Raw genomic sequence first — 24,748 nt, 5'->3', positions numbered from 1 at the left:
TATGTTGAGGGGGATTACATATTTGAAGTGGATTTTTCATTAGAGAGTTGATTAATATAAAATACGCCTTTTTCAATAGCTGTCTCAATATAACCAACGATTTGATTAAACGTAAATACTTGTAAGTCTTCATGCAAATGTTGCTCTGGATACAACATATCTTCAAAAAGATACTTTCGAAAAGCTAATACGTTTTCTTTAGAAACCTCTTCAATATCCATAATGTGAGCCTCTTCGTTGAGAAGAGAGAAGAGCCGTTGTTCGTTATCGTAATGATGAAGCAACTTTGCATTTAACAATTTAAAATCGTTATAGTACATAGGTGCGATCGTTGCGTCATTTTCTATTCTATTTTTTAGCCAAGGTAGAAAAAAGCCGCTTAGCCAATTATCATCGGCAATGAGATGAGTGTAATAGCCTAAAAGAAAAGGGGAATCCATATGAACTTTATATTTTTGAAAAAAAGAATTGAAATCTATCCTTCTCGTATAGTTTTTCGTTGTGCCAGCGTAAAAGTGTGAAGCTCCTTTTTCTTTTGCTGAATGAACCGCATCGGGGGCTACTCCTCCAAGTATGAAAGAAGTTTTATCTTGAATACATAGTTTTTCGGCAATCTTGTTGGCGATAATAGCATGCATAATTCGTGATCCCATGAATGGCACCTCGGTTTCAAGTATTCATTTCAGGAAGAGGACTGGACAGTTAGTATTACTTTCCCTGTACTTTTTCTACTTTCGACCCATTCATGTGCTTTCCCTGCATCTTGAAGTGGAAAAGATTTCGCAGCTTTCATTTTCAGACGGCCATCACGTAAATAACGGAAAACTTCATTTGCAGTTTTTTGGAGTAGTTCAGGACGTTTTTTTCGTGTAGTACCAAAACTAAAACCGAGTATAGAACGGCAACTTGCGTGTAAATCTTTCGTTTGAAAGTTACCAATTTCACCGCTTGCATTTCCGAAATGAACGAGGCGACCATAATAAGCAAGACATTTTAAACTTCTTTCCGAAACCGTTCCAGAAATAGAATCTAAAATTACATCAACCCCTTCACCGTTGGTCAGTTCATTGACTTTCTCTACAAAATCTACATCTTGACGACATATAACATAATCAGCTCCAGCGTCTAAAGCGATTTTAATTTTCGATTCATTTCCGACAGTACCGATAACAGTTCCAGCTCCTAATAGTTTAGCGATTTGAATTGCTGTCGTACCAATTCCACCAGCCGCAGCGTGAATGAGTACAGACTCACCTTGTTGAAGCCTTGCAACATTTGCGAGTAAATTATAGCTTGTGAAAGATACGATAGGACACGCAGCTGCAGTTTGAAAATCGACTTCATGGGGTAAAGCAAAAGTAAGGTTTTCGTTTGCGACAACGTATTCTGCGTAAGAGCCATCTTGAGGAAAAGCAATGACACGTTGTCCAGGATAAATATTTTTCACATGAGAACCGACTCGTTCTACAACACCAGCGGCATCTATCCCTGGTATAAAAGGTAGTGCTTTATTTCCTTTTTTACCATAACGGGATTTAATATCGGCGAAATTTATACTAGTAGCAACAACGCGAATCAAAACTTGATCTTCTGAAATATCCGGCATATCCACATCTGTATATTTCATCACTTCAGGACCACCGAACGACGTTACAATGATAGCTTTCATTATATATCCTCCTAAATTTGACTATATAAATCATTTTAAATGTTCATTAGAAATTGGAAAATTATATAATAGTTATGTGTGATTATAAGTGAAGCTTATGAACATATTGAATCATTATATTAATCTATATAAAAAAAATTTTGAAAAAATCGAACGAAATGTCAATTACTTGCCAATATATAGTGTAAGACAAAGGAGGGATGGTATATGAAGGTTGAAGCAGTGTATACAGATTTGATCCAATTAACTTTATCAGGCAATAAAGAAGCATATAGCAAGTTGTATGATAAAACGATTCAAGAAGTATATAAAACAGCACATTTTTTAATTGAAGATAAAACGGATGTAGATGATGTCGTTCAAGAAATATACATACAGTTATATGAATCGCTTTGTAAGTATGATAGCAAGAAACCATTTCGCCCTTGGCTAATTGGACTTGCGATTAAACAAATTCACTCTTATAGAAGAAAGAGGTGGATGCGATTACGAATTATAAAAAAAGCAGAAGAGCAAAGAAAACCGGAACAAATTGATTTTTCTAACGATGTTGTAAGTAAAATATCAAACAAAAAACTAATCGAACTCATTCATAAATTACCGTATAAATTGAAACAAGTTATTATCTTAAGATACTTACACGATTATTCACAAGAAGAAGTAGCACAAATATTACATATCCCAATCGGTACTGTGAAATCTAGAATTCACGCAGCATTAAAAAAACTACGTCAAATAGAGCAAGTGGAAGAAATCTTTTTAGGAGAGGTAGGGAATGTGAAATGAGTTTAGATTGCAGAATTAGAGAATCTATACAAGAGGAAGCGAATGGGATTGTTGCCCCGCCGGAGTTAAAAGAAAAAGTAATCGTTCAAATAAAAATGAATCACGGCGGGAGTAAGATGAAGAGACGCCTTATTGCAGGAGTGCTTGCAGCAGCATTTTTAATCCCAACGACTGGTTTTGCTTACCAATCTATTATGGCGGATGGTATATACGGGTCGTTTGAGAACTTAAAAAAACATGCCGGAGCGATGACATTAGAAGCGTATATGCGTTTTAATGCAAAGTTATCAGAAGCGAAAGACGAAATGGGTGCGAAGGAATATGAAGAGTTTACAAAAGAACTAAAGAAATTAACAAATGCAAAGCTTGCGTACGGGGATTCGAACGGTAATATTAATTATGATCAATTATCACCAGGAAAAAGAGAAGAAATGAAAAATTTAAGTATGAGCCTTCAACCATACTTTGATAGATTAAATGGTCATAAATCTAGTAAAGAAGTATTAACACAAGAAGAGTTTGACCGTTATGTGGAAGCTTTAATGACATATGAAATCGTACAAGTAAAGACAAAATCAACTGGTGGGATGAAAGTAGAAGAAGTACCTGAGGCGTATAAAGAAAGATTTATTAATGCGGAGCAGTTTATGGAGTATGTAGATGAAAAGGTGAGATAAGTAAAAAGCTCAAAGCCTAAGCTCTGAGCTTTTTTATTGAAACGTAAAATTATTAACCACCTATTCCTTTTGCTAGCGATAAGAAATATACAAATACTAGTATTGCTCCATTTAATGCTGTACCAACTATTCCGAATAACCAATTTTTTGATGCGATTGCAAAAAAAATTCCAAGTAATGAAAGTATGCCTAAAATCGCAATAATTAAAGTTAAATTTGCATTAGGTCCTCTTAAAATAAAAAAGGAACATATACTTGCGAGAAACGTTAGAAACGAGAAAGCACCTAATTTATACATAATAAGTCTCCCCTGGATAAAATGCATTGTGATCTAAATACAACCAATTTAATTTTAACATAATTCCCCTTTTTGTTTATATCGGCTTTTACAAGTAATATTAGATTTATAAACAAACTGACCTAATTAGCAACACTTAAAAAATGGTTATCAATTATATTTTTTCATATTTGCAGTATCTTTTTGTATAAAACAATCTAAAAGAGAATAGCCAGCTATTAAACTTATTATCGTAACAAAAGTAGTATTTATAAGAATAATATTAGTTAAATAAGGTAGGTATGCACCAACTGGTGAAAAGAGTAGAGCTGGAGAAAAGGAAATGAATAGCGTAGGCACAGTAATAGCGATAAATTTATCCGGTTGAAAGCGCCAGTTTTGTTTACTTGTTTCGCGATTAATGGATTGAAGGAATCGTAATAAAATGCCAACTATAAGAGGGAAGAGTGTAAAGTAGAATAATCTTGGATAAACGTTAAAATTCACCTGCGCATCTGTATCTAAATAAAATTGAATTTTTACCCCGACAAATAATAATAAGACGATAAATAAGGTAAAGCAGAGGTATAGCATCACTTTTTGCATTGCATTCCACCATCCTTTACTCAAAATATATTCAAAGAAAAAAGAGATATACAATAACTACTGTTGTATATCTCTTCTTTTACTGTTAGCTAATAGTGGAATTTGTTTTTTCTAACTTTGTGAAATAATCAATAATGCCCATCGCGCTAATTTCTATATCTAGATGTAAAATGTTATAAACGGAATGATCTGATGGAACGTTTAACATTGTAAGATGAGAAGAGATTTTTTCCATTAACACAGTTTGTAATGCTTTAGTCGCTTCGTCGAAATCATTATACTGTTCAAAGACCTCTTTACCAGTATGAACGAAAATAGGTAGCCAATGTTCCAGTTGGTTATATACTTCTGTAACATTGGAGGATGCACCGTAATGGCCGAAATAAATAGTATCTACATTCATACTTTGAATATGATTTTTAGAAGCAATCATCGCATCTGGCTGGAATTGTGAAGGGGACGTTGATGGTAAATATAGTTCAACACCAAGGTCTGCGAGTTCTCTATAATAAATGCCAATTGTATCGCCAGTAAAAATGCCGTTTGTTAATGAATCGTGAATGCTAATATGGTGCTTTGCATGTCCCGGTGTATCGTAAAATGTAAGTGTACGGTCTGCGGCAATTTTTAACGTATCACCATTTTGTACAATACGAACACGTTCTTCTTCTATAGGAAGAATTGGATCAAATAGTTTATCGAAATCTTCTTTGTATACAGCTTTTGCGCCTAGAATGAGTTTTGTTGGGTCAATCATATGACGAGCACCGCGAGAATGCACATATAAAGTAGCGTTTGGACACTTTTCCATCATTAAACCAGCAGCCCCGGCGTGATCTAAATGAACATGTGTAACGATAATGTTTTTTACATCGTATAAATCAATATGTAATTGTTGTAAGCCATCTAAAATATACGGAAGAGAAGGGGCTGCACAAGTTTCAATTAAAGTAATATCGTCACCTAATAAAACGTACGTACCAGTTCGTTCATTGTGTTGTAAATCAAAATCATCAATAAGATATAGGTGTGAAGATAATTGCTCTACTTTTTTCATCGTTACCACTCCTTAGTTACTGTATGTTTCTATTATACGCTAAAATAGAAAAAGGCAGAAAACGAAAGCTCGTCTTCTGCCTTTTTAAAGTGTTGTTATTTCGTTTGTTCTTTATTGATAGACATAACGAACAGTCCAACTATGCCACCAACGATTGGAAGCATAATCTCTCCTGCTAAATTAAAGTAGGAGCTTAAAAATAAACCATTTACATCGATTACCCAGCCAGTAACATACAATAACATCATATATATTACGAAATAAAACTCGCGATTTGAAATCGTTTCATGTTGTGCAGTTTTCATAATGAACACCATCCTTTTCTTTTATAATGGAATACAAACTGTCACATTTTGTTCACAATTCAATTGTAAAACTTTCCATCATAAAAGTCTAGTAGTCTGTGTCGAATTTTTGAACAGAAATAAAGCGCTATCATATTGGGGTGTAAGTACGTAATAAGAGCTGTATATTCATGAATGTAGTATAGTATAAACATAGAATGATAGTGAAGAGAGGGGTAAGGAAAATGACAGTTTATGATTTTTCAGCTAAAACGATAACAGGAGAAGATAAATCGTTAAAAGATTACGAAGGAAAAGCACTTCTTATTGTAAATGTAGCTAGCAAGTGTGGTTTTACACCGCAATATAAAGGGTTACAAGAAGTATATGATAAATATAAAGACAAAGGACTAGAAATACTCGGTTTCCCTTGTAACCAATTCGGAGGACAAGAACCAGGTACAGAAGCAGATATTACTAGTTTTTGTGAGTTAAACTACGGTGTAAATTTCCCGATGTTTTCAAAGGTTGATGTAAAAGGTGACAAGGCTCATCCTCTGTATACATACATGACAGAACAAGCACCAGGTTTACTCGGTATGAAAGCAGTGAAATGGAACTTTACTAAGTTTCTAATCGGAAAAGACGGGAAAGTAGTAGGGCGTTTTGCGCCGCAAACGAAGCCGGTGGATTTAGAGGTTGAGATTGAGAAGGTACTTGGGGAATAACTAGGAATTTCACTTTATTAAAAAACGCCTCAAAGAACAATGTAGTTCTTTGAGGCGTTTTCTTTCAACTCACATTATCAAGATTAAATCGCTGAATGGAAGTCATTTGATTTTGGCGGAGAGGCTGCTTTTTTCATAAGGATTTCCCATAAGTGTACGGATTTCTGCCATTCTGTTGCGGATTGTCCCTTTTGATACATAGCGTTCTCATAACTGAAAGTAAGTTGTTGCATATGAGCCGAGTTGTAAAGTGTATCAATGTGGAGAGCATATTCTCGGAATGTTTGACTTTCCCCACGTGGTATACCGATTCGCGCAAATTGTTTTAAAAGTGCGCCATAAGCTTTGCTATAAACAGCATCACCTTTTCGGTATTTATAGAAAAGAATGATAAAAAATGTAATCCATTTTATTCTAGTGGTGAAGAGAATATATCCTACAATACTAGTCGATATCGTAGAGAGAAATACGTACCACCAGGAAAATTCATTTTTAGAATTTGTACTCTTTTTAGTAGTAGTTTCTTCTGTATCGTCTATTAAATTTTTGAGCTTGGCTTCATTGTTCCGCTGGCGTATTTGCTCGTTTTGAGAATTAGTTTCTTCGCTATTTTGTATAGTAGGAGCAGGAGTATTATTTGTGAAATTATAGGGATTCGTAAATCCTTTTGTTGGTTCGAATGGAATCCATCCGTATCCTGGGAAATATACTTCGACCCAAGAGTGTGCGTTATCATTCGCGATTTTATATACATCGTCACCTTCTGCAGAGGCAAGTGTATTATCAAGAGTTCCTTCCGTATAACCTTTTACCCAGCGAGCAGGAATCCCGGCGGAACGAAGTAACACGATCATAGATGTCGAGAAATTATTACAGTAGCCGCTTTTTGTATCGAAAAGGAATTGATCTACATAATCTTGGTTTTTGGCAGGGAACGAGACATTCATTGTTTCATATACAAAAGAATGGTCGGTAAAGTAGTTTTCAATAGCTAATACTTTATCATATCGGTTGTCTTTATCATTTGTTAGATTAACAGCTAAGTCTCTTACTCGCTGCGGTAATGATTCGGGAAGTTGCGTGTACTTTTTCATGAAATAAGGATTTGTTTCTTGGCCTTCATTCATTTTAACAGCTTTCAATTTTTCTATGGAAAACTCCGGGACATCATATGTTACTTTATAGGAATTTAAAGTAGTAGAAGAATCTCCATCCATCGTATAGATTTTTTCAGAAAATGGGTCAACGCTGTATGATACATCTGAAGAAGCCTCAACTGATATTAACCCTGCTGGATAGGTAAGGTGAGGATAACTTTTTTGCATGTTGATTGTTGCCTTTGTTGTCTCCATTTTTGTATTTTGTTCGTACCAGCTCACGACGTCGTTTTTATTTTTAAAAGAAATCTTTTTTTGATTTTCAGAAACTTCCCAGCCTTTTCCTGTATAAAAATCTTTCGTTTCGACTCTCCAATATTGTTTGTTTTGCGTTTGTGCTGTGAAAACAATTGTAGGATCCGCCTTAAAAGGACCGCCTAATCTCGAGTCATCTAAACCATACCCAATTTTAGAAACTTCTTGCTTTTTACTTGCTTCGGATGTATTGAATTTTAAAAAATCCATTGGGTTTGGCCATTGAGGTCCAAATTTTGGAGCAAAGTATGCGATGGTTACTGAAAATACAATAAATAGTGTAAGTGGTCTAAGTAATTTTGAGATTTCTCTAGCATAATTTTGTAAGTGTTCCATCTCTTTTATTCGTTCTATGTGGAGATGACTAAGCATAAAAAAACCGATGACAACAGTACGAATAATAGCGTAGTTTGCATTGTATAAATGTAAGTCGTGAAAAATTGTGATATAAATAATAGTCAATATAAGAAATAACAACCCACGTTTTTTATGAATCATCCAAAAAGAGATGAAAGCACTTAAAAACCAAAATGATAAAAGCAATAAAAGTGTTGGGAAAACTGGAGAAATATCTAGCAAATTCCCCTGAAATAACAAGGAGGAATTTCGAGAAATATCAGTAAAAAATGTCGTTAGCCAAGATGGATTTATAAAAGCATTTTTATAATATAGGAAATGAATGATGAATAAAATCGTGACGATCTTTATTGGAATCTGCCAACTTGTTTGAAAAAAAGAGAGTGTGAAGCAAATTCCTATAAAGATTATAAAAATATCTAATCTACCTACGTTTGTAATACCTACGAGGGGCCTTAGCCATTCTAGTAAAAGTAGAAATGCGCATGCATGCATGAAAAATCTAGTCATATCCAATTGTTTTTTTTCCTGTAATGTTATCATTTGCTCACCTCAAAAAACACGTTTGTATACTGGTTTCCATAAACCACATTTACAAATATTTGTCGTTTTTGTAGAGTTTCTAGAATACTGAGTTCTCGGTGTGAGAGTTGATTTGCTTTTTCTTTTACGACAAACACCATTAATTTTCTATTTTTTATAGCAGCAAAGTCAGCCGCCTTTTGAATATCGGGAGAAAGATCGCTTGTCACGAGTATAATCGTGACGGGCTCATAAATTTTTCTTAATTCCATTTCTACACTCCGGGAGAGCGGGAATACACTATCTGCGTGTACTTTCGCTAAATGACAAAAGATTTGCTGCAACTGGCTATCTCCATTGTCTAAAGGAAAAAAAGTACGTTCTTTTCCGACAGACACGAATGACGCCAGTGAATTTTGCTTCAAGACAGACCTGACAATAGAGGCAGTAAATGTGACGACTGATTCGAATAGAGGGGATGGGGTTCTGTCCATGAATATCATAATATTATGGCTGCGCTGTTGTTCAAACTCTTTCGTCATAATATTGTTTGTTCGTGCAGTTGCTTTCCAATCAATCCATGAAAAGCGGTCGCCAGGTTTATATTCTCTGACACCGACAGAAATTGTAGAGTCTTTTGCTAAATTTATATTTGCTGAAAGCGCTCCTTGTTCGAAATGATTTTCCAATTGTCGATATGTTATATCTACATACTGAGGGTAGACTAAAAATGTATCTGGAACTGAAAAAGTTACTTCTTTCTCCATCATACCGAATAGATCACCAGTTTTGACACGTACGCTTGAAAAAGTGTGCTCTCCTCTAGGTATTGTGTCAATTGCATATTGAAACGAAATATTTCGTTTCAATCCTGGAAAGAGTATTGCCTTATTTACTTTCGTTTGTTTACAATTTGTGAATTGTAATGGCAGTTCATCTTCTATAATTAAATAAAGTAAGGGAAATGGAAAACTTCTTTTTATTGTAATCGTGCTTAAAAATGGTTCTCCTGCTACATATTCGTCTTGATTTGTTCTTCGTTTTACCTCAGCGTTCCGTAAAGCAAAGAAGGGAAGCAATAGTGAATAAAGGCCAATAGGAATCGCACTGTAAAACAAAAACCAACTTACAAATCCTCCTTGAAGCATAGCGTATACAAAGGTTAAGACTAGGCATAAAGGAATGAGTGATAACTTAGTAACATGATATAGTGCTCGTAGCATGCGTTTCATCAAAGGTTCATCGTCCTTTGAGTCGGCACGGCAGTTCGTGCAACGATTTTTGAAATAACTTGTTCCCCTGTTACTCCTTCAAATTTTGCTTCCATTTTTAGAATGAGTCTGTGAGCTAACACGTAAGGAGCTAAAAATTTAACATCGTCTGGAATAACATAATTTCTACCATGGATGAATGCATAAGCTTGTGAAGCTTTCATTAAAGCAATTGAGCCACGTGGACTTGCACCTAGCTGTATAGAACTATAAGAACGAGTCTGACTAACAAGCTTTACAATGTAATGCTTGATTGCTTTGTCCATGCTTACTTCTCGTACGCTTTGTTGTAAATAAAGTAACTCTTTTATTGTAGTAATAGCTTGTAGATGGGAGAGTGGATTTGTTTTTTCCATCCGGTTTAAAATTTCAAATTCTTCTTCTGGTGTAGGATATCCCATTTTTAGTTTCAATAAGAATCGATCGAGCTGGGCTTCTGGTAAAGGGTATGTTCCCTCATATTCGACCGGATTTTGTGTAGCCATTACAAAGAACGGTTTTGGTAACGGTCTTGTCATGCCATCTATTGTAATATTGCCTTCTTCCATACTTTCAAGTAAGGCAGATTGTGTTTTGGGAGATGTACGATTAATTTCATCAGCAAGTATAAAATTCCCCATGATTGGTCCAGGCTTGAACTCAAATTGGAGCTCTTTTGGATTGTAAATAGAAACACCTGTTACATCTGACGGCAGTAAATCAGGTGTGAATTGAATTCGCTTGTAATCAGCATCAATGGATTTAGAAAGAGCACGTACTAACATTGTTTTCCCGACACCAGGAACATCTTCTAATAGTACATGACCTTCAGCTAAGAGAGCTGTCAAGGATAAGATCGTTTCTTTTCGTTTTCCGACCATTAATTTTTCAATATTGTTTATTATTTTTTCTACAATAGGATGTAATGAATCAAGCTGGGGCATCGTAACCCTCCTCATTTTATTAACGTTTTCTAATCTATTTAGTGGAAAATAGAATTTACGCCTCTATTTGCGGGAAGTAAAAATCTTATCTCTAATTCTGAGAATATTCAGATTATTTATCTCGATTATATCTAGTATAATTGTTTCCGTAACTTAGGGCAATATGGTAAATAATGATTTGTAGTTTTATGTGCAATATGTCTTGATATAAACTAGTATTATCGGTAAAACATAGAGGAGGGGAAGGAAAGAGTGACTTCGATGAGCAAAATAAATAGCATAGGGAACCCTACGCGTAAAGTTGGAAACCTATATCATACGCCTTGTGATTAAAATTTATATGAGTAATAAATAAAGCCGACTTCCTTAAGAGGCCAACTATGTAAATTATTACAATCCTTTATTTTTATCTTTCTTATATTCTTTTTGTTTATCTAACCAAATATGAATTAATTCTACCAAGTCCATTGTTTCAATTTCACAATATTCGCCTTTACCATCTTCGGCTAAATTGTCTAACACAGTAGTTGTATCGTTCCGAATTTCTAAACCGCAAATGTTGCCATTTACTACTACATAATTTTTTTCTCCGTTTAAAACACTTTTTATTTCTTCTAAAATCCAATCTCCAAAAGCTGAAACTTCAATTCCTAAAAAAGTTTCAACAAGTTTAATTTCTTGAGGAAGTCTCATAACTAAATTTCTACTGTTAAGTACTTCAAAACTATATGGATATTTCATGACTATTTTACTCCTTTATTTCTGGATTTAGGGACTCTATTTACTTCTCCATTAATCTCACAAGCTCTATTAAGGTAAGAAGTTCTTATACTATCATCACTCTTGTCCTACTTGAATTATAGTAAAAGTAGATTATTATTAAACTTATCTATCCAATATTTTTCTGATGTAGGTATGAATTCAGTGAAATCTTCATATGTACCACTCCAATCTTTTGGTACATAGTTTTCGTATGATGCCGGTTCTGGAAACATTGAATATAGTATTTTATTATCAAAGTTAATTAATAAGACTGGACTAAAATCTAATAGATCTTCTCCTGCATTTTTCCTTGTAATATTTTCAAGTAGTAAATAATTTATTTCCTCTTTAGTTGTTTTATATTGATTAATCCTTAGTAAAAATACTTCTACATTTTCATTATTTAATACTTGTATTCCATTTCTTTCTTCCGTTTCCTCATTATCTTCAATGCTTACACCTAAATTTTTATATGCATGATCTAATTTATCATAATCTAAAAACCATAGTTCTTTATCTGTTACATACCATCTAAACTCATTTTTATATATAACGGCTACTATAATGTTTTCTGCATAAAGCGGTTCTAATATCATAATATCCTCCTTTTATTATTATCTTATAATCCTGCCATTCTGGGTGTATTTTTCTATTCATTCAATTCAACTTGCTGATAATTCATATGGATTCCCTAGCGTTTTTTGTTCAACTATTTTCAGGATAGTTGCCCTTGGTAGGGTGGAATTAAATTATTACATTTTATTTATAAACCGATATAACGATTTAGGCATATCAAATTTAACTACTCCCAAATTACTTCCTCTATTATATAAGAAATTTTTTGCACGCTCATTATTATCAGTACTTCATCTTAAACTTTTCTAGAAGCAAGGAAGTAATTTAACAGTCAGTGAAGGATGTGATCCCTCCACAATGATTAGATATTCACTTTTTTATATTTTTTCGGAATTTTTGACAATCTCTTGAACTGTGCGAAATATCACATCTGTATTTTACAACCTCTCTTATAGTAAGGGTATGTAAGAGAGACGTATTAAAGGAGTGAACAGTATGAAGAAGAAACCTTCAGCACTAATGAGACGTTTAAAATATTTTTCACCAATAGATCGTTATAACGATAATCATACACAAGAAACATATGAAGATCGTGAATGGGAAAATGTGTACAGAAAGCGTTGGCAGCATGATAAAGTAATCCGTTCTACACACGGTGTGAACTGTACTGGTTCTTGTAGCTGGAACATTTATGTGAAAGATGGAATTGTAACATGGGAGGGTCAAGAGCTTAACTATCCAACAACAGGTCCTGATATGCCTGATTTTGAACCACGAGGATGTCCGCGTGGAGCGAGCTTTTCTTGGTACATTTATAGTCCACTTCGTGTGAAATATCCATATGTACGTGGTGTGCTTTGGGAAATGTGGCAAGAAGAACTACAAAATAACGAGTCACCATTAGATGCTTGGAAAAGCATTGTGGAAAACCCTGAAAAGGCACGTAAGTATAAGCAGGCGCGTGGTAAAGGCGGATTCATCCGAGCGAATTGGGATGAAGTATTACAACTTGTTTCAGCTTCTTTACTTTATACAGTAATAAAATACGGTCCAGACCGAAATGTTGGTTTTTCACCAATTCCAGCTATGTCGATGTTAAGTCATGCTGCAGGTAGCCGCTTTATGCAACTTATGGGCGGGCCGATGCTTAGCTTCTATGATTGGTACGCTGATTTACCACCAGCTTCTCCGCAAATTTGGGGTGATCAAACAGATGTACCAGAAAGTAGTGACTGGTATAACTCTGGTTACATTATGACATGGGGTTCAAATGTACCGATGACAAGAACACCAGACGCACACTTTTTAGCGGAGGTTCGATATAAAGGAACGAAAGTCGTTTCTGTAAGTCCTGACTTTGCCGAGTCTACAAAGTTTGCAGATGATTGGATTAGTGTGAAACAAGGTACAGATGGTGCACTTGCGATGGCAATGGGGCATGTGATCTTACAAGAATTTTACGTAGATAATCAAGTGGAATACTTCACAAAGTATGCGAAGCAATATACTGATTTTCCTTTCTTTGTCACATTGAAACAAAAAGGAGATCAATTCGTTGCTGATCGTTTCTTAAATGCTTCTGATATTGGACGCGAAACGAAGTTAGGGGAATGGAAACCTGTAATTTGGAACGAAAATACGAATGATTTTGCAACACCTCACGGCACAATGGGATCACGTTGGGATAACGAAAAGAAATGGAACTTACGTTTAGAAGATGAACAGACAGGTGAAACGATTGATCCACGTCTTTCTTTACTTGGAATGGAAGAAGCGATTGAAACTGTACAAATTCCATACTTCTCTGATGATGGAAATACAATATTAGAACGTACAATTCCAGTGAAAAAAGTTATGACAGAAGAAGGCGAAGTGTGCGTTACAACTGTATATGACTTAACATTAGCAAATTACGGCGTGAATCGAGGGCTTGGCGGACAAGAGCCGAAAGATTTCAATGATGATGTACCGTTTACGCCTGCATGGCAAGAGAAAATGACAGGAGTGAAACGAGAGCTTATTATTCAAATCGCTCGTGAGTTCGCACAAAATGCTGTTGATACGAATGGCCGCTCGATGATTATTATGGGAGCTGGTATTAACCATTGGTTTAATTCTGATACGATTTATCGCGCAGTTTTAAATCTTGTTCTTCTCGTCGGAGCGCAAGGTGTAAACGGCGGTGGTTGGGCGCACTATGTTGGGCAAGAAAAATTGCGACCAGCAGAAGGATGGCAAACAATTGCAATGGCAAAAGATTGGCAAGGGCCACCGAAATTACAAAACGGTACATCTTTCTTCTATTTCGTAACAGACCAATGGCGTTATGAAGATACACCTGTTGGCCATTTAGCATCACCAATTGAAGGTAACTCACGTTATCAACATCACGGTGATTACAACGTATTAGCAGCACGACTGGGCTGGTTACCTTCGTATCCGACATTCGAGAAAAATGGAATTGAATTATATAAAGAAGCTGTTGCTGCTGGTGCAACAACGCAAGAAGAAATCGGTAAATACGTTGCACAAAAATTAAAAGAAAAAGAACTAAAATTTGCGATTGAAGATCCAGATAACAAAAACAACTTCCCGCGTAATTTATTCGTATGGCGTGCAAACTTAATTTCAAGTTCTGGTAAAGGACACGAATATTTCTTAAAACATTTATTAGGTACAACAAACGGATTGATGAATGACGATAGTGATTCGTTACGACCAGAAGAAATTAAGTGGCATGAGGACGCACCAGAAGGGAAGCTTGATTTACTCATTAATTTAGATTTCCGCATGGCTGGAACAGCACTTTATTCTGATATCGTCTTACCAGCTTCAACTTGGTATGAAAAACACGATTTAAGCAGTACAGATATGCATCCATTTGTACATCCGTTTAATCCGGCAATCGGTTCACCATGGGAAGCACGTTCTGACTGGGATATTTTCACTTCTCTTTCTAAAGCTGTGTCTGATTTAGCGAAGAAAATCGATCTTGAACCAATGAAAGAAGTTGTTGCAACACCACTTCTTCACGATACACCGCAAGAACTAGCGCAACCACTCGGCAAGATTAAAGACTGGAGCAAAGGTGAGTGTGAACCAATACCAGGTAAAACAATGCCACAAATTCATGTTGTCGAAAGGGATTATAAAACGATTTATGACAAAATGACTGCGCTAGGACCGAATGCAGGGAAACAACCGATTGGTACAAAAGGGATTTCTTGGTCTGCAGAAAAAGAATATGAGCAACTAAAGAGTCGATTAGGAGTTGTTCGAACAGATTCTATTGCGAAAGGTTGCCCAGACATAAAAGAAGCAATCAATGCTGCTGAAGCGGTATTAACGCTTTCTTCTACAACAAACGGTCATATGGCAGTAAAAGCATGGGAAGCACTTGAAAAACAAACCGATTTAAAACTACGTGATTTAGCAGAAGAACGTGAAGAAGAATGCTTCACTTTTGAACAAATTACAGCACAACCGAAAACAGTAATCACTTCTCCAGCCTTCACAGGTTCTGAAAAAGGTGGACGACGTTATTCACCATTTACAACAAATGTGGAACGTCTTATTCCTTGGAGAACGATAACTGGTCGACAATCTTTCTACTTAGATCATGACATGATGAAAGAATTTGGTGAAACGATGGCAACATTTAAACCAATTCTGCAACATAAACCGTTCCGTAAATCACGACCTGAAGTAGAAGGGAAAGAAATTACATTAAACTATTTAACGCCGCATAATAAGTGGTCGATTCATAGTATGTACTTCGATTCATTACCGATGTTAACGCTGTTTAGAGGTGGTCCAACTGTTTGGATGAATAAAGAGGACGCTGCAGAAGCTGGCGTAGCAGATAATGATTGGATTGAGTGCTTTAACCGTAACGGTGTTGTTGTAGCGCGTGCTGTTGTAACGCACCGTATACCGAGAGGAATGGCATTTATGCATCATGCACAAGATCGCCACATTAACGTACCTGGTACGAAATTAACAAGTAACCGCGGGGGAACGCATAATAGTCCAACTCGAATTCACGTGAAACCGACACATATGATTGGTGGATATGGTCAATTAAGTTATGGATTTAACTATTATGGTCCGACTGGGAATCAGCGCGACTTAAACGTTGTAATTCGCAAATTGAAGGAGGTAGATTGGCTTGAAGATTAAAGCACAAGTCGGAATGGTAATGAACCTAGATAAATGCATCGGATGCCATACTTGTAGCGTAACATGCAAAAACACCTGGACGAACCGTCCAGGTGCTGAATATATGTACTTCAATAACGTAGAAACGAAACCTGGTATTGGTTATCCGAAGCAATGGGAAGATCAAGAGAAATATAAAGGCGGCTGGGAATTAAAAAATGGTGAAATTCAGCTGAAATCCGGTTCGAAAATGAAACGCCTTATGAATATTTTCCACAATCCAGATCAACCAACAATCGATGATTACTTTGAACCTTGGAACTATGATTATGAAACGTTAACAAATAGTCCGCAGCGTAAGCATCAGCCAGTTGCACGTCCGAAATCAGCAATTACAGGCGAATTTATCGACAAAATTGAATGGGGTCCAAACTGGGAAGATGATTTAGCTGGTGGACATATAACAGGATTGCAAGATCCGAACGTAAAGAAAATGGAAGAAGAAATTAAAACAGATTTTGAAAATGTCTTTATGATGTATTTACCACGCATATGCGAACACTGTATGAATCCATCTTGCGTATCATCTTGTCCATCTGGTGCGATGTATAAACGTGAAGAAGATGGGATTGTTCTTGTAGATCAAAACGCATGTCGTGCATGGAGATTCTGCGTATCATCTTGTCCATATAAAAAAGTGTACTTTAACTGGCAAACGAATAAAGCTGAAAAATGTACAATGTGTTTCCCACGTATTGAAGCTGGTATGCCAACAATTTGTTCAGAAACATGTGTAGGACGTATTCGATATATTGGGGTAATGCTATATAACGCTGACAAAGTAAAAGAAGCGGCTTCTGTTGAAAATGAAAAAGATTTATATGAATCTCAGCTTACTGTTTTCCTAGATCCAAATGATCCAGAAGTAGCAGCTGAAGCGAAAAAACAAGGCATTCCTGAAGAATGGATTAAAGCGGCACAACAGTCGCCAATTTATAAAATGATTATCGATTGGAAAATTGCTCTACCTCTTCATCCAGAGTATCGTACAATGCCAATGGTTTGGTATATACCACCGCTTAGCCCAATTATGAATATGGTGGAGGGGAAAGGTAGTAACTGGCAAGCAGAAGAGATTTTCCCTGCTATCGATAATATGCGTATTCCAATTCAATATTTAGCGAACTTACTCACTGCAGGAGATGAATCACACATTCGTCTTACATTAAAAAAAATGGCTGTCATGCGAACGCATATGAGAGCACTGCAAATTAATAAAGAACCAAATGAAGCTGTATTAAAAGAACTTGGTTTAACGAAACAGGATGTAGAAGATATGTATCGTCTTCTTGCTATCGCAAAATATAAAGATCGCTTCGTCATTCCGGCCACTCACCGCGAACAAGTTGCAGATTTATATAACGAACAAGGAAGCTGTGGTTTATCATTCGCAGGTGGCCCAGGCTCTTGTATGACAATTTCTTAAATAAAGGAGGCAGAAAAATATGAAACAAAGTTTACAAACTGCTTTTTCCTGTTCTTCATTCCTTCTCTCCTACCCGGAACTAGGGTGGAGAGAAGATGTAACTGAATTACAAGAAGAGATTGCAGCAATTGAACAGGAAGACGTTAAAGTATCACTTACAGCATTTGTAAAACAGGTGCTAGATAAAACGAATGATCAACTCATTGACAGTTACGTATATACATTCGATTTTGGTAAGAAAACAAATATGTATCTTACTTATATGAACACTGGTGAACAAAGAGAAAGAGGTATTGAATTACTAGAGTTAAAACAACATTATAAAAAATCTGGTTTTGAAGTAACAGATAAAGAACTCCCTGATTATTTACCGCTATTACTCGAGTTTTTTGCAAATGCAAATGAGCAAGACAGTGAACCAATTATGAGTAAATACAAGGGGAACATACAAGCATTACACGTTCAGTTAAAAGAAGCAGATAGTATGTATGAACCAATTCTTGCGGCTGTTCTACTCGCTATCGATGCATGGGGTGTACAGACAAATTAGAAAGGAGAGTTGTTAAAATGATGGATCAATTTCTATGGGTATTGTTTCCCTATATCATTTTTGCAATCTTTATCGGTGGACATATTTTCAGATACAACTATGATCAATTTGGATGGACATCAAAATCTAGTGAACTATTAGAAAAGAAAATGCTCCGAATCGGAAGTATATTATTCCACTTTGGGATCATGTTCGTAATTGGCGGTCATGTTATGGGGATTTTAATTCCAGAAGCTGTATATCGCTCAATAGGTATTTCTGAGCATATGTATCATGTAGTAGCAATTAGTTTCGGGCTTCCGGCAGGTGTTGCTTCTATCATCGGTTTAATTATATTAACATACCGCCGTGTAACGGTAAAACGCATCATTGCAACGAGTACAAAGGGAGATTATATTGCGCTTATTTTATTACTTATCGTTATGATGGCAGGGCTTTCTTCAACATTTTTAAACATCGACTCAAAAGGATTTGATTATCGTACAACGATAGGTCCTTGGTTCCGAAGTCTCTTTATTTTCCAACCGAAAGTTGAATATATGACGGAAGTACCTGTATGGTTTAAAATTCATATTCTGGCAGGCTTAGGGCTTTTCGCAGTATGGCCATTTACAAGACTAGTACATGTATTTAGTGCCCCAATTAAATATGTAAGCCGTAGTTATGTGATTTACAGAAGACGTATTCCTAATGAATTGAAAAAATAATACTGCTGTAAACGGATAGGAGCTAATGGCTATAACGAAACGAGGTCTAATATGGAAGGCCTCGTTTTTTATATAGGGGAGATAAACCATGCCCATAAACTTAAGAATTTAATAAAATACCACTAGTCAGAAAAAAATGTGTATTACAAAGAAGGAGATATGACTGTAAATCAAGTTTATTTAGTACCTTATTATATAAAAAGCTTTCGAAGGGGAAAATATATTTGTTCCTTATTCCGTTAAAGGACCAGAACAAATCGGATGCGAAGTATACACTACATTATGAAGTGGAATGTGATGAAAAATGAAAAAAATTCTTAGTATATGTGTCTTGTTTGTAGTCAGTATGGTATTAACTAATCAAAGAGAGACAATGGCTCAATCAGAAATCTCCAAAAATGAAAAGAAGTTTAAGGAAACAAACGATGCTATCATGTTCAAAGACAGCTTTCAATCTGGACTACAAAAATGGAAAATAGCTATTAACAACCCGGAAGACCGCGTCAACCTAGATAATAATACGATCACACAACGTGTACGTGTAGTAGATGCGCCCGACATGATGAGTAATCACAAAGCAGTTCAGTTCGTTGTTGCGCATTCACAAGGACAGTTACGTTCAGAAATTGCACAGCCATACGAAGAAGGGTTTCACGAACGTTGGTATACGGCACAGATTTATATCCCGCAGGATTGGATGTTTGACACTGACAGTGGGGTCGATATCGTCATGCAATGGCACGCTGTACTCGGCAGTGAGCGAGTGAATAGGGATTTTCCGGAATTGGCTATCGCAGTGAAAGGCGATAGATGGAGTATACAACGCGCATTTGGTCCTACTACGAATATACAACGCGATTTTAAGACATTGGATGAAGTTGTGCAAAAAGGAATCTGGTCTTCTTGGATAATCCATGCAAAGTGGTCATCAGGGAATAACGGATTGTTACAAATATGGAAAGATGGAAAAATTGTATGGGAAGTGCAAGGTCCAAATGCCTATGCTACACGAGCGCGTACACCTTACTTAAAGACAGGGATTTACCACCCACAGTGGAAACCGAAGTACGGCCAAACGAAACCTGGTCCTGTAAAAGAACGAAAGATTTTTATTACTGATGTCAAAATCGGAAACGAACAGGCAACCTATCAGGACATGGTAACTAAATTCATGCCTTCAAGAAAGGAAAAAACACATCTGGAATAAGTGAGTGATGCAGAAAATTTACGATTTTAACAATATTTTATATTCATATAAAGTTGTTTAAATGAGATTTATATAACGAAGAATTTAGGTTGATGTTAAGAAATTAGGCTTTTTAATACTGGAAATTCCTTAATGTTGTAAATCTGCATTTTTCTGACGCTATGCTATACCCATCAACTTAAGAAGTTTATAACACCCACAGGCTGAAAATTCGTGTGTTTTTGATAGGAAACGGTTTGTTTTTCGTTTTGGGGCATTTCCTTTACTTAGCTTGATGGTGATAGGGAGAGAAACGTATACGTGAAAATTAACAAGTAGCTTAATATGAAAAAAGATTAGCATCTAAATAAGATGCTAATCAATGCTACAAACAGAAGCAGAGCAATCTTCACAAGCAATTTCACATTTTAAAAATTGTAAATCATGAATTGTAATCTTTCCTTTATGAATAGAAATTGTACCCTTTTTTTTCAAATCATTTAACATTCGATTTACACTTTCACGCGAAGTTGCACAGAAATTAGCAAGTTCTTGATTCGTTAATGGTAAATCGATGAGAATTCCATTTTCTTTTAACACACCATAACTATTTGTCATTCGTATGAGAGTAGAATATAGGGCACCTTTTTTGCCGTGTAATACTAAATCTCGAAACTTCGTCTGCATTCTTCTTAAATGTTCACTAATCCATTTCATAAATTCAAATACAAGTGCGGGCTTTTGGAGTAATGCTTTTTCTAACGCTTCACGCTTTATAACGCCTACTTCAACATCTTCAAGGCATTTTGAATTTAATAAATACTTCGCATTGTCCGTGAACAATGTTAATTCTCCGATAATGTCATATTCCGAACAAATCCGAAGTGTTAATTCTTGCCCGTCAGCACTTAGTTTACTAATTTGTACTTTTCCTGAGTGGACGATATAGAGTTCTGTCGCGTCCATACCTTCTTGAAAAATAAAACTTCCTTTTTTAATCTGCATTTTATATTCAACAGATGCAAGTAATTCCTTTAAATCTTGAGATAATGTCATACTGTTTGTCACAGCAATCACCTTTCTTCTTATAAGCAATACATTTCCTATTTTGAGTGTAAATATGCTGAAAATGCAAGAGCTATTTTAAAAATAATGTAAAATTTCAATGACCGTAAGTAGTAAGGGGATGGAGATGTGAACAAAATTCGAACAGATTTGTGAAGAATTTTTGAATGGGGAAAGTAATGTGAGAAAAGTCACATTGAATATGTCGCTTCTTTTTTATAATGAAGGCAAATAAAAAAATTGAAAGCTTACTAAGGATTGCAGCAGAAAAGAAGGGATATAGATGCACGAGAAAATGAAAGATTCTTTAGAACGACCACTTCAAGATTTACGTATTTCAGTTATTGATCGTTGTAATTTTAGGTGCACATATTGTATGCCTGCTGAAGTGTTCGGGCCTCATTACGCTTTTTTACAAGAAGAGTTTTTATTAACGTTCGATGAAATAGAAAGATTAGCAAGATTGTTTATAAGTATGGGAGTCAATAAAATTAGGCTTACTGGCGGCGAACCTTTATTGCGTAAAGACTTACCGCAGTTAATTGCAAGTCTTACAAAGCTAGAAGGTTTAAAAGATATTGGGCTCACAACAAACGGTATACATTTAGCAAAACAAGCTAAGGCGCTAAAAGAGGCGGGATTAAAACGTGTAAATATTAGTTTAGATGCGATAGAGGACCATGTCTTCCAAAAAATTAACGGAAGAAATGTAAGTACAAAACCTGTACTGAAAGGAATTGAAGCAGCAAAGACTGCTGGATTAGAAGTAAAGGTAAATATGGTCGTAAAAAAAGGGATGAATGATAGTCAAATTCTTCATATGGCTCGTTATTTTAAAGAACAAGAAATACAGTTACGTTTCATTGAGTTTATGGATGTGGGCAGTACGAACGGATGGAATTTTGAACAAGTTATTACGAAGGAACAATTAATAGAGAAGATTAATCGCGTATATCCGATTGAACCTGTTACACCTCGTTATTTTGGAGAAGTTGCGAAATTGTATCGATATGTAGGGAGCGATGCAGAAGTTGGATTTATTACTTCAGTATCTGAGTCATTTTGTTCCTCTTGTACGAGAGCTCGTATTTCGGCAGACGGTAAGTTTTTTACGTGCCTATTTGGAACGAAAGGAACGGATTTACGAACGCTTCTTCGAGAAAATATTCCTGATGCATCACTATTAAAAATTTTACAACATACGTGGCGATATAGAACAGATCGATATTCAGATGAAAGAACGGCGGAAAGTACAAATAAACGTCCAAAAGTTGAAATGTCATACATTGGGGGATAGCGAAAGGAGGATTCCCTATGCAAGGGCGATATTCAAGGCAAGTATTGTTTTCTGGAATTGGTGAAATGGGTCAAAGAAAAATAAGAGAAAAGCATGTGCTCTTAATCGGTGCGGGTGCACTAGGAGCTGCAAATGCAGAAGCACTCGTAAGGATGGGAATTGGGAAATTGACAATTGCCGACCGTGATTACGTCGAATGGAGTAATTTACAGCGGCAACAGTTATATACAGAAGAAGATGTACACCAGTGTAAACCGAAAGCAATTGCAGCGGCAGAACATGTAAGAAAGATTAATTCTGAAGTGAAAATTATACCAGTTGTAACGGATGTCACAATGCAAGAAATAGCAGAGTTAACAAAAGAAGTGGATCTTATAATAGATGCGACTGACAATTTCGATACGCGCCTACTTATAAATGACATTTCACAAAAAGAAAATATACCTTGGATATATGGTGGCTGCATTGGAAGTTACGGTGTAACGTATACAATTCTTCCTGGGAAAACACCATGTTTTCGCTGTCTGATGGATCATCCTATGGGCGGTGCAACATGCGATACAGCCGGAATTATTCAGCCAGCTGTACAAATGGTTGTTGCTCACCAAGTAACAGAGGCGATAAAAATATTGGTGGATGATTTTGAGGCGCTGCGAGGAACAATGTTATCATTTGATATTTGGAACATTCAATATCTCTCATTAAAAGTAAATAGACAGAGAAAAAGTACATGTCCATCTTGCGGGAAATCACGAACGTATCCAAGTCTAGCATTTGAAGCGCAAATGAAAACGGAAGTGTTATGCGGACGGAATACAGTTCAAATCCGTTCAGGAATAAAGAGAGATCTTAATTTAACCGAAATTCAAAAACGATTACAAAAAAGTGTACATGTCCAAAAAACACCGTACTTACTATCATTTCTAATTGATCAATATCGTTTCGTTTTATTTACAGACGGTAGGGCATTTATTCATGGGACAAATGATGTGAAAATAGCAAAACGATTATACGCAAAATATATGGGATAAAGAGTAAGAGGGTTTCAATTTATTAAAACGAGGTGAAAAAATGTTAGAAAAACGTATACCAATTCCAGTGGCAGAAGCAGTTGCACGTGTAATGGAATATGCCTACCAGGGTGAAATAGAAAAGGTTTCTCTTATAGAAAGCTACGGTAGAACGCTAGGAGAAGATGTTAATGCAGACCATGATGTTCCGCATTTTGATCGCTCTCCGTACGATGGGTTTGCAATTCGAGCGGAAGATACAATAGAAGCAAGTAGCAGTAACCCCATTCAGTTTGAAGTGATTGGCGAAATTGGAGCAGGTTTTGTTTTTACAGAAGAAGTGAAACCATTTCAAGCTGTCCGTATAATGACAGGTGCGGCAATTCCAGCCGGGTGTAATGCTGTTGTTATGTTTGAGCTAACGGAAGGATTTGAAGAAAACGAAAAGACATATATGAAATTAAAACGTTCTTTCTCTTCTGGGGATAACATTTCTTTTAAAGGAGAGGATGTAAAACAAAATAGCATTCTTGTGAGAAAAGGGACTGTTATTAACCCTGGAGTAGCAGCGCTTCTTGCTACGTTTGGTTATAGTGTAGTACATGTTGTAAAACACCCAGTTGTTGGGATTGTGACGACAGGGAGTGAATTACTTGAAGTACATGAACAATTAAAGTCAGGGAAGATACGAAATAGTAACTCTTATATGATTGCTGCTCAAATTGAACGAGCGGGCGGAGTTGTACAGTATTATGGACAATTCGCTGACGATTTTGAGACGTGTTATAACACTGTAAAAAAAGCGATAAAAGAAGTCGATATTTTAATTACAACTGGTGGTGTTTCAGTAGGAGACTATGACTATTTACCTGCTATTTATGAAAGGTTACAAGCTAATGTACTTTTTAACAAAATAGCGATGCGACCAGGAAGTGTGACAACTGTAGCTGAGTTAGAAGGAAAACTACTATTTGGTCTATCTGGTAACCCTTCTGCTTGTTATGTCGGTTGTGAATTATATGTTAGGCCAGTCATTAGAACATACTTGCATAAGAAAGATCCGCATGTATATCGAGCGGAAGCAATTTTACAGAAAGATTTTCCGAAAGCAAACCCATTTACTCGTTTTGTAAGAGGGAAAGTGGAAATTGTAGATGGAAAATTGCAAGTGACACCAGTTGGTTTAGACAAATCTAGTGCCATTTCTTCACTTGCAGAGGCGAACGCATGTATCGTCCTGCCGGGAGGAACGAGAGGATTTGAAGCAGGAATTACTGTTTCGGTACTTTTATTAGAATCAAACGCCGGAAGTGAGTGGCCTTGGGAAGAACCACTTCGATCATACAAATAATAGAAAAATAGATTACTAACTTATACAAAGA

At 36.1% G+C, this 24,748-nt stretch carries 23 protein-coding genes; 11 read left to right on the top strand and 12 right to left on the bottom strand.

Annotation, left to right across the window (positions count from 1 at the left end; genetic code table 11):
* Positions 1-14 precede the first annotated feature (14 nt).
* Together QEP67_RS17275 and QEP67_RS17270 are read right to left on the bottom strand one after the other, a co-directional pair.
* A complete protein-coding gene (locus tag QEP67_RS17275; RefSeq protein ID WP_000535601.1) occupies positions 15-653 on the bottom strand; it encodes a zinc dependent phospholipase C family protein in 639 nt (212 codons plus the stop codon).
* Between the two features lie 29 nt (positions 654-682).
* Positions 683-1,669, bottom strand: a complete 987-nt coding sequence (locus tag QEP67_RS17270) for a quinone oxidoreductase (RefSeq protein WP_000644139.1) — start codon at positions 1,667-1,669, stop codon at positions 683-685.
* 207 nt (positions 1,670-1,876) lie between these two features.
* On the opposite strand from QEP67_RS17270, the gene QEP67_RS17265 reads away from it, so the two are divergent.
* Positions 1,877-2,455 carry a sigma-70 family RNA polymerase sigma factor gene (locus tag QEP67_RS17265; protein WP_048566506.1) on the top strand — a complete coding sequence of 193 codons (579 nt, stop codon included), beginning with the start codon at positions 1,877-1,879 and terminating at the stop codon, positions 2,453-2,455.
* Complete coding sequence (locus QEP67_RS17260; RefSeq protein WP_000050663.1) at positions 2,452-3,132, top strand: DUF3600 domain-containing protein; 681 nt, start codon at positions 2,452-2,454, stop codon at positions 3,130-3,132. Before QEP67_RS17265 ends, QEP67_RS17260 begins: the two co-directional genes overlap by 4 nt.
* 52 nt (positions 3,133-3,184) lie before the next feature.
* Here the strand turns inward: QEP67_RS17260 and QEP67_RS17255 are convergent, their stop codons facing one another.
* The 4 genes from QEP67_RS17255 to QEP67_RS17240 form a co-directional block, all read right to left on the bottom strand.
* Positions 3,185-3,430: a hypothetical protein gene (locus QEP67_RS17255; protein WP_000277244.1), complete on the bottom strand. Its 246-nt coding sequence runs from the start codon at positions 3,428-3,430 to the stop codon at positions 3,185-3,187.
* A 150-nt stretch (positions 3,431-3,580) separates the two neighbouring features.
* The gene (locus tag QEP67_RS17250; protein WP_064460240.1) at positions 3,581-4,015 is read right to left on the bottom strand and encodes a hypothetical protein; all 435 of its coding nucleotides are present in this window, start codon (positions 4,013-4,015) and stop codon (positions 3,581-3,583) included.
* A gap of 85 nt (positions 4,016-4,100) precedes the next feature.
* Complete coding sequence (locus tag QEP67_RS17245; RefSeq protein ID WP_064470612.1) at positions 4,101-5,072, bottom strand: MBL fold metallo-hydrolase; 972 nt, start codon at positions 5,070-5,072, stop codon at positions 4,101-4,103.
* 95 nt (positions 5,073-5,167) lie between these two features.
* Positions 5,168-5,377, bottom strand: a complete 210-nt coding sequence (locus QEP67_RS17240) for a DUF3925 domain-containing protein (RefSeq protein ID WP_000844971.1) — start codon at positions 5,375-5,377, stop codon at positions 5,168-5,170.
* A 224-nt stretch (positions 5,378-5,601) separates the two neighbouring features.
* Here QEP67_RS17240 and bsaA point away from each other — a divergent pair, with 224 nt between their 5' ends.
* The gene (bsaA, locus tag QEP67_RS17235; RefSeq protein WP_000219419.1) at positions 5,602-6,084 is read left to right on the top strand and encodes a glutathione peroxidase; all 483 of its coding nucleotides are present in this window, start codon (positions 5,602-5,604) and stop codon (positions 6,082-6,084) included.
* An 83-nt stretch (positions 6,085-6,167) separates the two neighbouring features.
* Here bsaA and QEP67_RS17230 read toward each other — a convergent pair whose 3' ends face one another.
* The 5 genes from QEP67_RS17230 to QEP67_RS17210 form a co-directional block, all read right to left on the bottom strand.
* Complete coding sequence (locus tag QEP67_RS17230; RefSeq protein WP_064460242.1) at positions 6,168-8,396, bottom strand: transglutaminaseTgpA domain-containing protein; 2,229 nt, start codon at positions 8,394-8,396, stop codon at positions 6,168-6,170.
* A complete protein-coding gene (locus tag QEP67_RS17225) occupies positions 8,393-9,607 on the bottom strand; it encodes a DUF58 domain-containing protein (protein WP_353706631.1) in 1,215 nt (404 codons plus the stop codon). Before QEP67_RS17225 ends, QEP67_RS17230 begins: the two co-directional genes overlap by 4 nt.
* Positions 9,607-10,569, bottom strand: a complete 963-nt coding sequence (locus tag QEP67_RS17220) for a MoxR family ATPase (protein ID WP_001135794.1) — start codon at positions 10,567-10,569, stop codon at positions 9,607-9,609. The genes QEP67_RS17225 and QEP67_RS17220 overlap by 1 nt, the downstream gene beginning before the upstream one ends.
* A 390-nt stretch (positions 10,570-10,959) precedes the next feature.
* A complete protein-coding gene (locus QEP67_RS17215; protein WP_061672509.1) occupies positions 10,960-11,310 on the bottom strand; it encodes a hypothetical protein in 351 nt (116 codons plus the stop codon).
* A 116-nt stretch (positions 11,311-11,426) separates the two neighbouring features.
* Positions 11,427-11,927, bottom strand: coding sequence for a hypothetical protein (locus QEP67_RS17210; RefSeq protein WP_064460243.1), 501 nt, complete (start codon positions 11,925-11,927; stop codon positions 11,427-11,429).
* 475 nt (positions 11,928-12,402) lie between these two features.
* On the opposite strand from QEP67_RS17210, the gene QEP67_RS17205 reads away from it, so the two are divergent.
* The 5 genes from QEP67_RS17205 to QEP67_RS17185 all read left to right on the top strand — a co-directional run bounded on the left by QEP67_RS17205 (position 12,403) and on the right by QEP67_RS17185 (position 20,015).
* On the top strand, positions 12,403-16,086 hold the full coding sequence (locus QEP67_RS17205) for a nitrate reductase subunit alpha (protein ID WP_064449665.1): 3,684 nt from the start codon (positions 12,403-12,405) through the stop codon (positions 16,084-16,086).
* Positions 16,076-17,551, top strand: coding sequence for a nitrate reductase subunit beta (gene narH, locus QEP67_RS17200; RefSeq protein ID WP_000692693.1), 1,476 nt, complete (start codon positions 16,076-16,078; stop codon positions 17,549-17,551). The genes QEP67_RS17205 and narH overlap by 11 nt, the downstream gene beginning before the upstream one ends.
* A 19-nt stretch (positions 17,552-17,570) precedes the next feature.
* The gene (gene narJ / locus QEP67_RS17195) at positions 17,571-18,101 is read left to right on the top strand and encodes a nitrate reductase molybdenum cofactor assembly chaperone (protein ID WP_000814228.1); all 531 of its coding nucleotides are present in this window, start codon (positions 17,571-17,573) and stop codon (positions 18,099-18,101) included.
* 17 nt (positions 18,102-18,118) lie between these two features.
* Positions 18,119-18,808: a respiratory nitrate reductase subunit gamma gene (narI, locus tag QEP67_RS17190; protein WP_000969202.1), complete on the top strand. Its 690-nt coding sequence runs from the start codon at positions 18,119-18,121 to the stop codon at positions 18,806-18,808.
* Between the two features lie 331 nt (positions 18,809-19,139).
* The gene (locus QEP67_RS17185) at positions 19,140-20,015 is read left to right on the top strand and encodes a polysaccharide lyase (protein ID WP_241033902.1); all 876 of its coding nucleotides are present in this window, start codon (positions 19,140-19,142) and stop codon (positions 20,013-20,015) included.
* Positions 20,016-20,369: 354 nt separating this feature from the next.
* On the opposite strand, the gene QEP67_RS17180 is transcribed toward QEP67_RS17185, so the two are convergent.
* Positions 20,370-21,062: a Crp/Fnr family transcriptional regulator gene (locus QEP67_RS17180; protein WP_000185192.1), complete on the bottom strand. Its 693-nt coding sequence runs from the start codon at positions 21,060-21,062 to the stop codon at positions 20,370-20,372.
* A 280-nt stretch (positions 21,063-21,342) separates the two neighbouring features.
* On the opposite strand from QEP67_RS17180, the gene moaA reads away from it, so the two are divergent.
* The 3 genes from moaA to glp are packed head-to-tail and all read left to right on the top strand — an operon-like array spanning position 21,343 to position 24,717.
* On the top strand, positions 21,343-22,356 hold the full coding sequence (moaA, locus tag QEP67_RS17175; protein WP_064460244.1) for a GTP 3',8-cyclase MoaA: 1,014 nt from the start codon (positions 21,343-21,345) through the stop codon (positions 22,354-22,356).
* Between the two features lie 17 nt (positions 22,357-22,373).
* Complete coding sequence (locus tag QEP67_RS17170) at positions 22,374-23,387, top strand: molybdopterin-synthase adenylyltransferase MoeB (RefSeq protein ID WP_001162046.1); 1,014 nt, start codon at positions 22,374-22,376, stop codon at positions 23,385-23,387.
* A gap of 40 nt (positions 23,388-23,427) precedes the next feature.
* Positions 23,428-24,717, top strand: coding sequence for a gephyrin-like molybdotransferase Glp (glp, locus tag QEP67_RS17165; RefSeq protein WP_000890790.1), 1,290 nt, complete (start codon positions 23,428-23,430; stop codon positions 24,715-24,717).
* Positions 24,718-24,748: the final 31 nt, after the last annotated feature.

This window comes from Bacillus cereus group sp. MS39 (genome assembly GCF_040448665.1).
Lineage (GTDB): Bacteria > Bacillota > Bacilli > Bacillales > Bacillaceae_G > Bacillus_A > Bacillus_A wiedmannii.
Note: the sequence above shows the minus strand (reverse complement) of the source record. Positions and strands in the feature narration are given on the sequence as shown.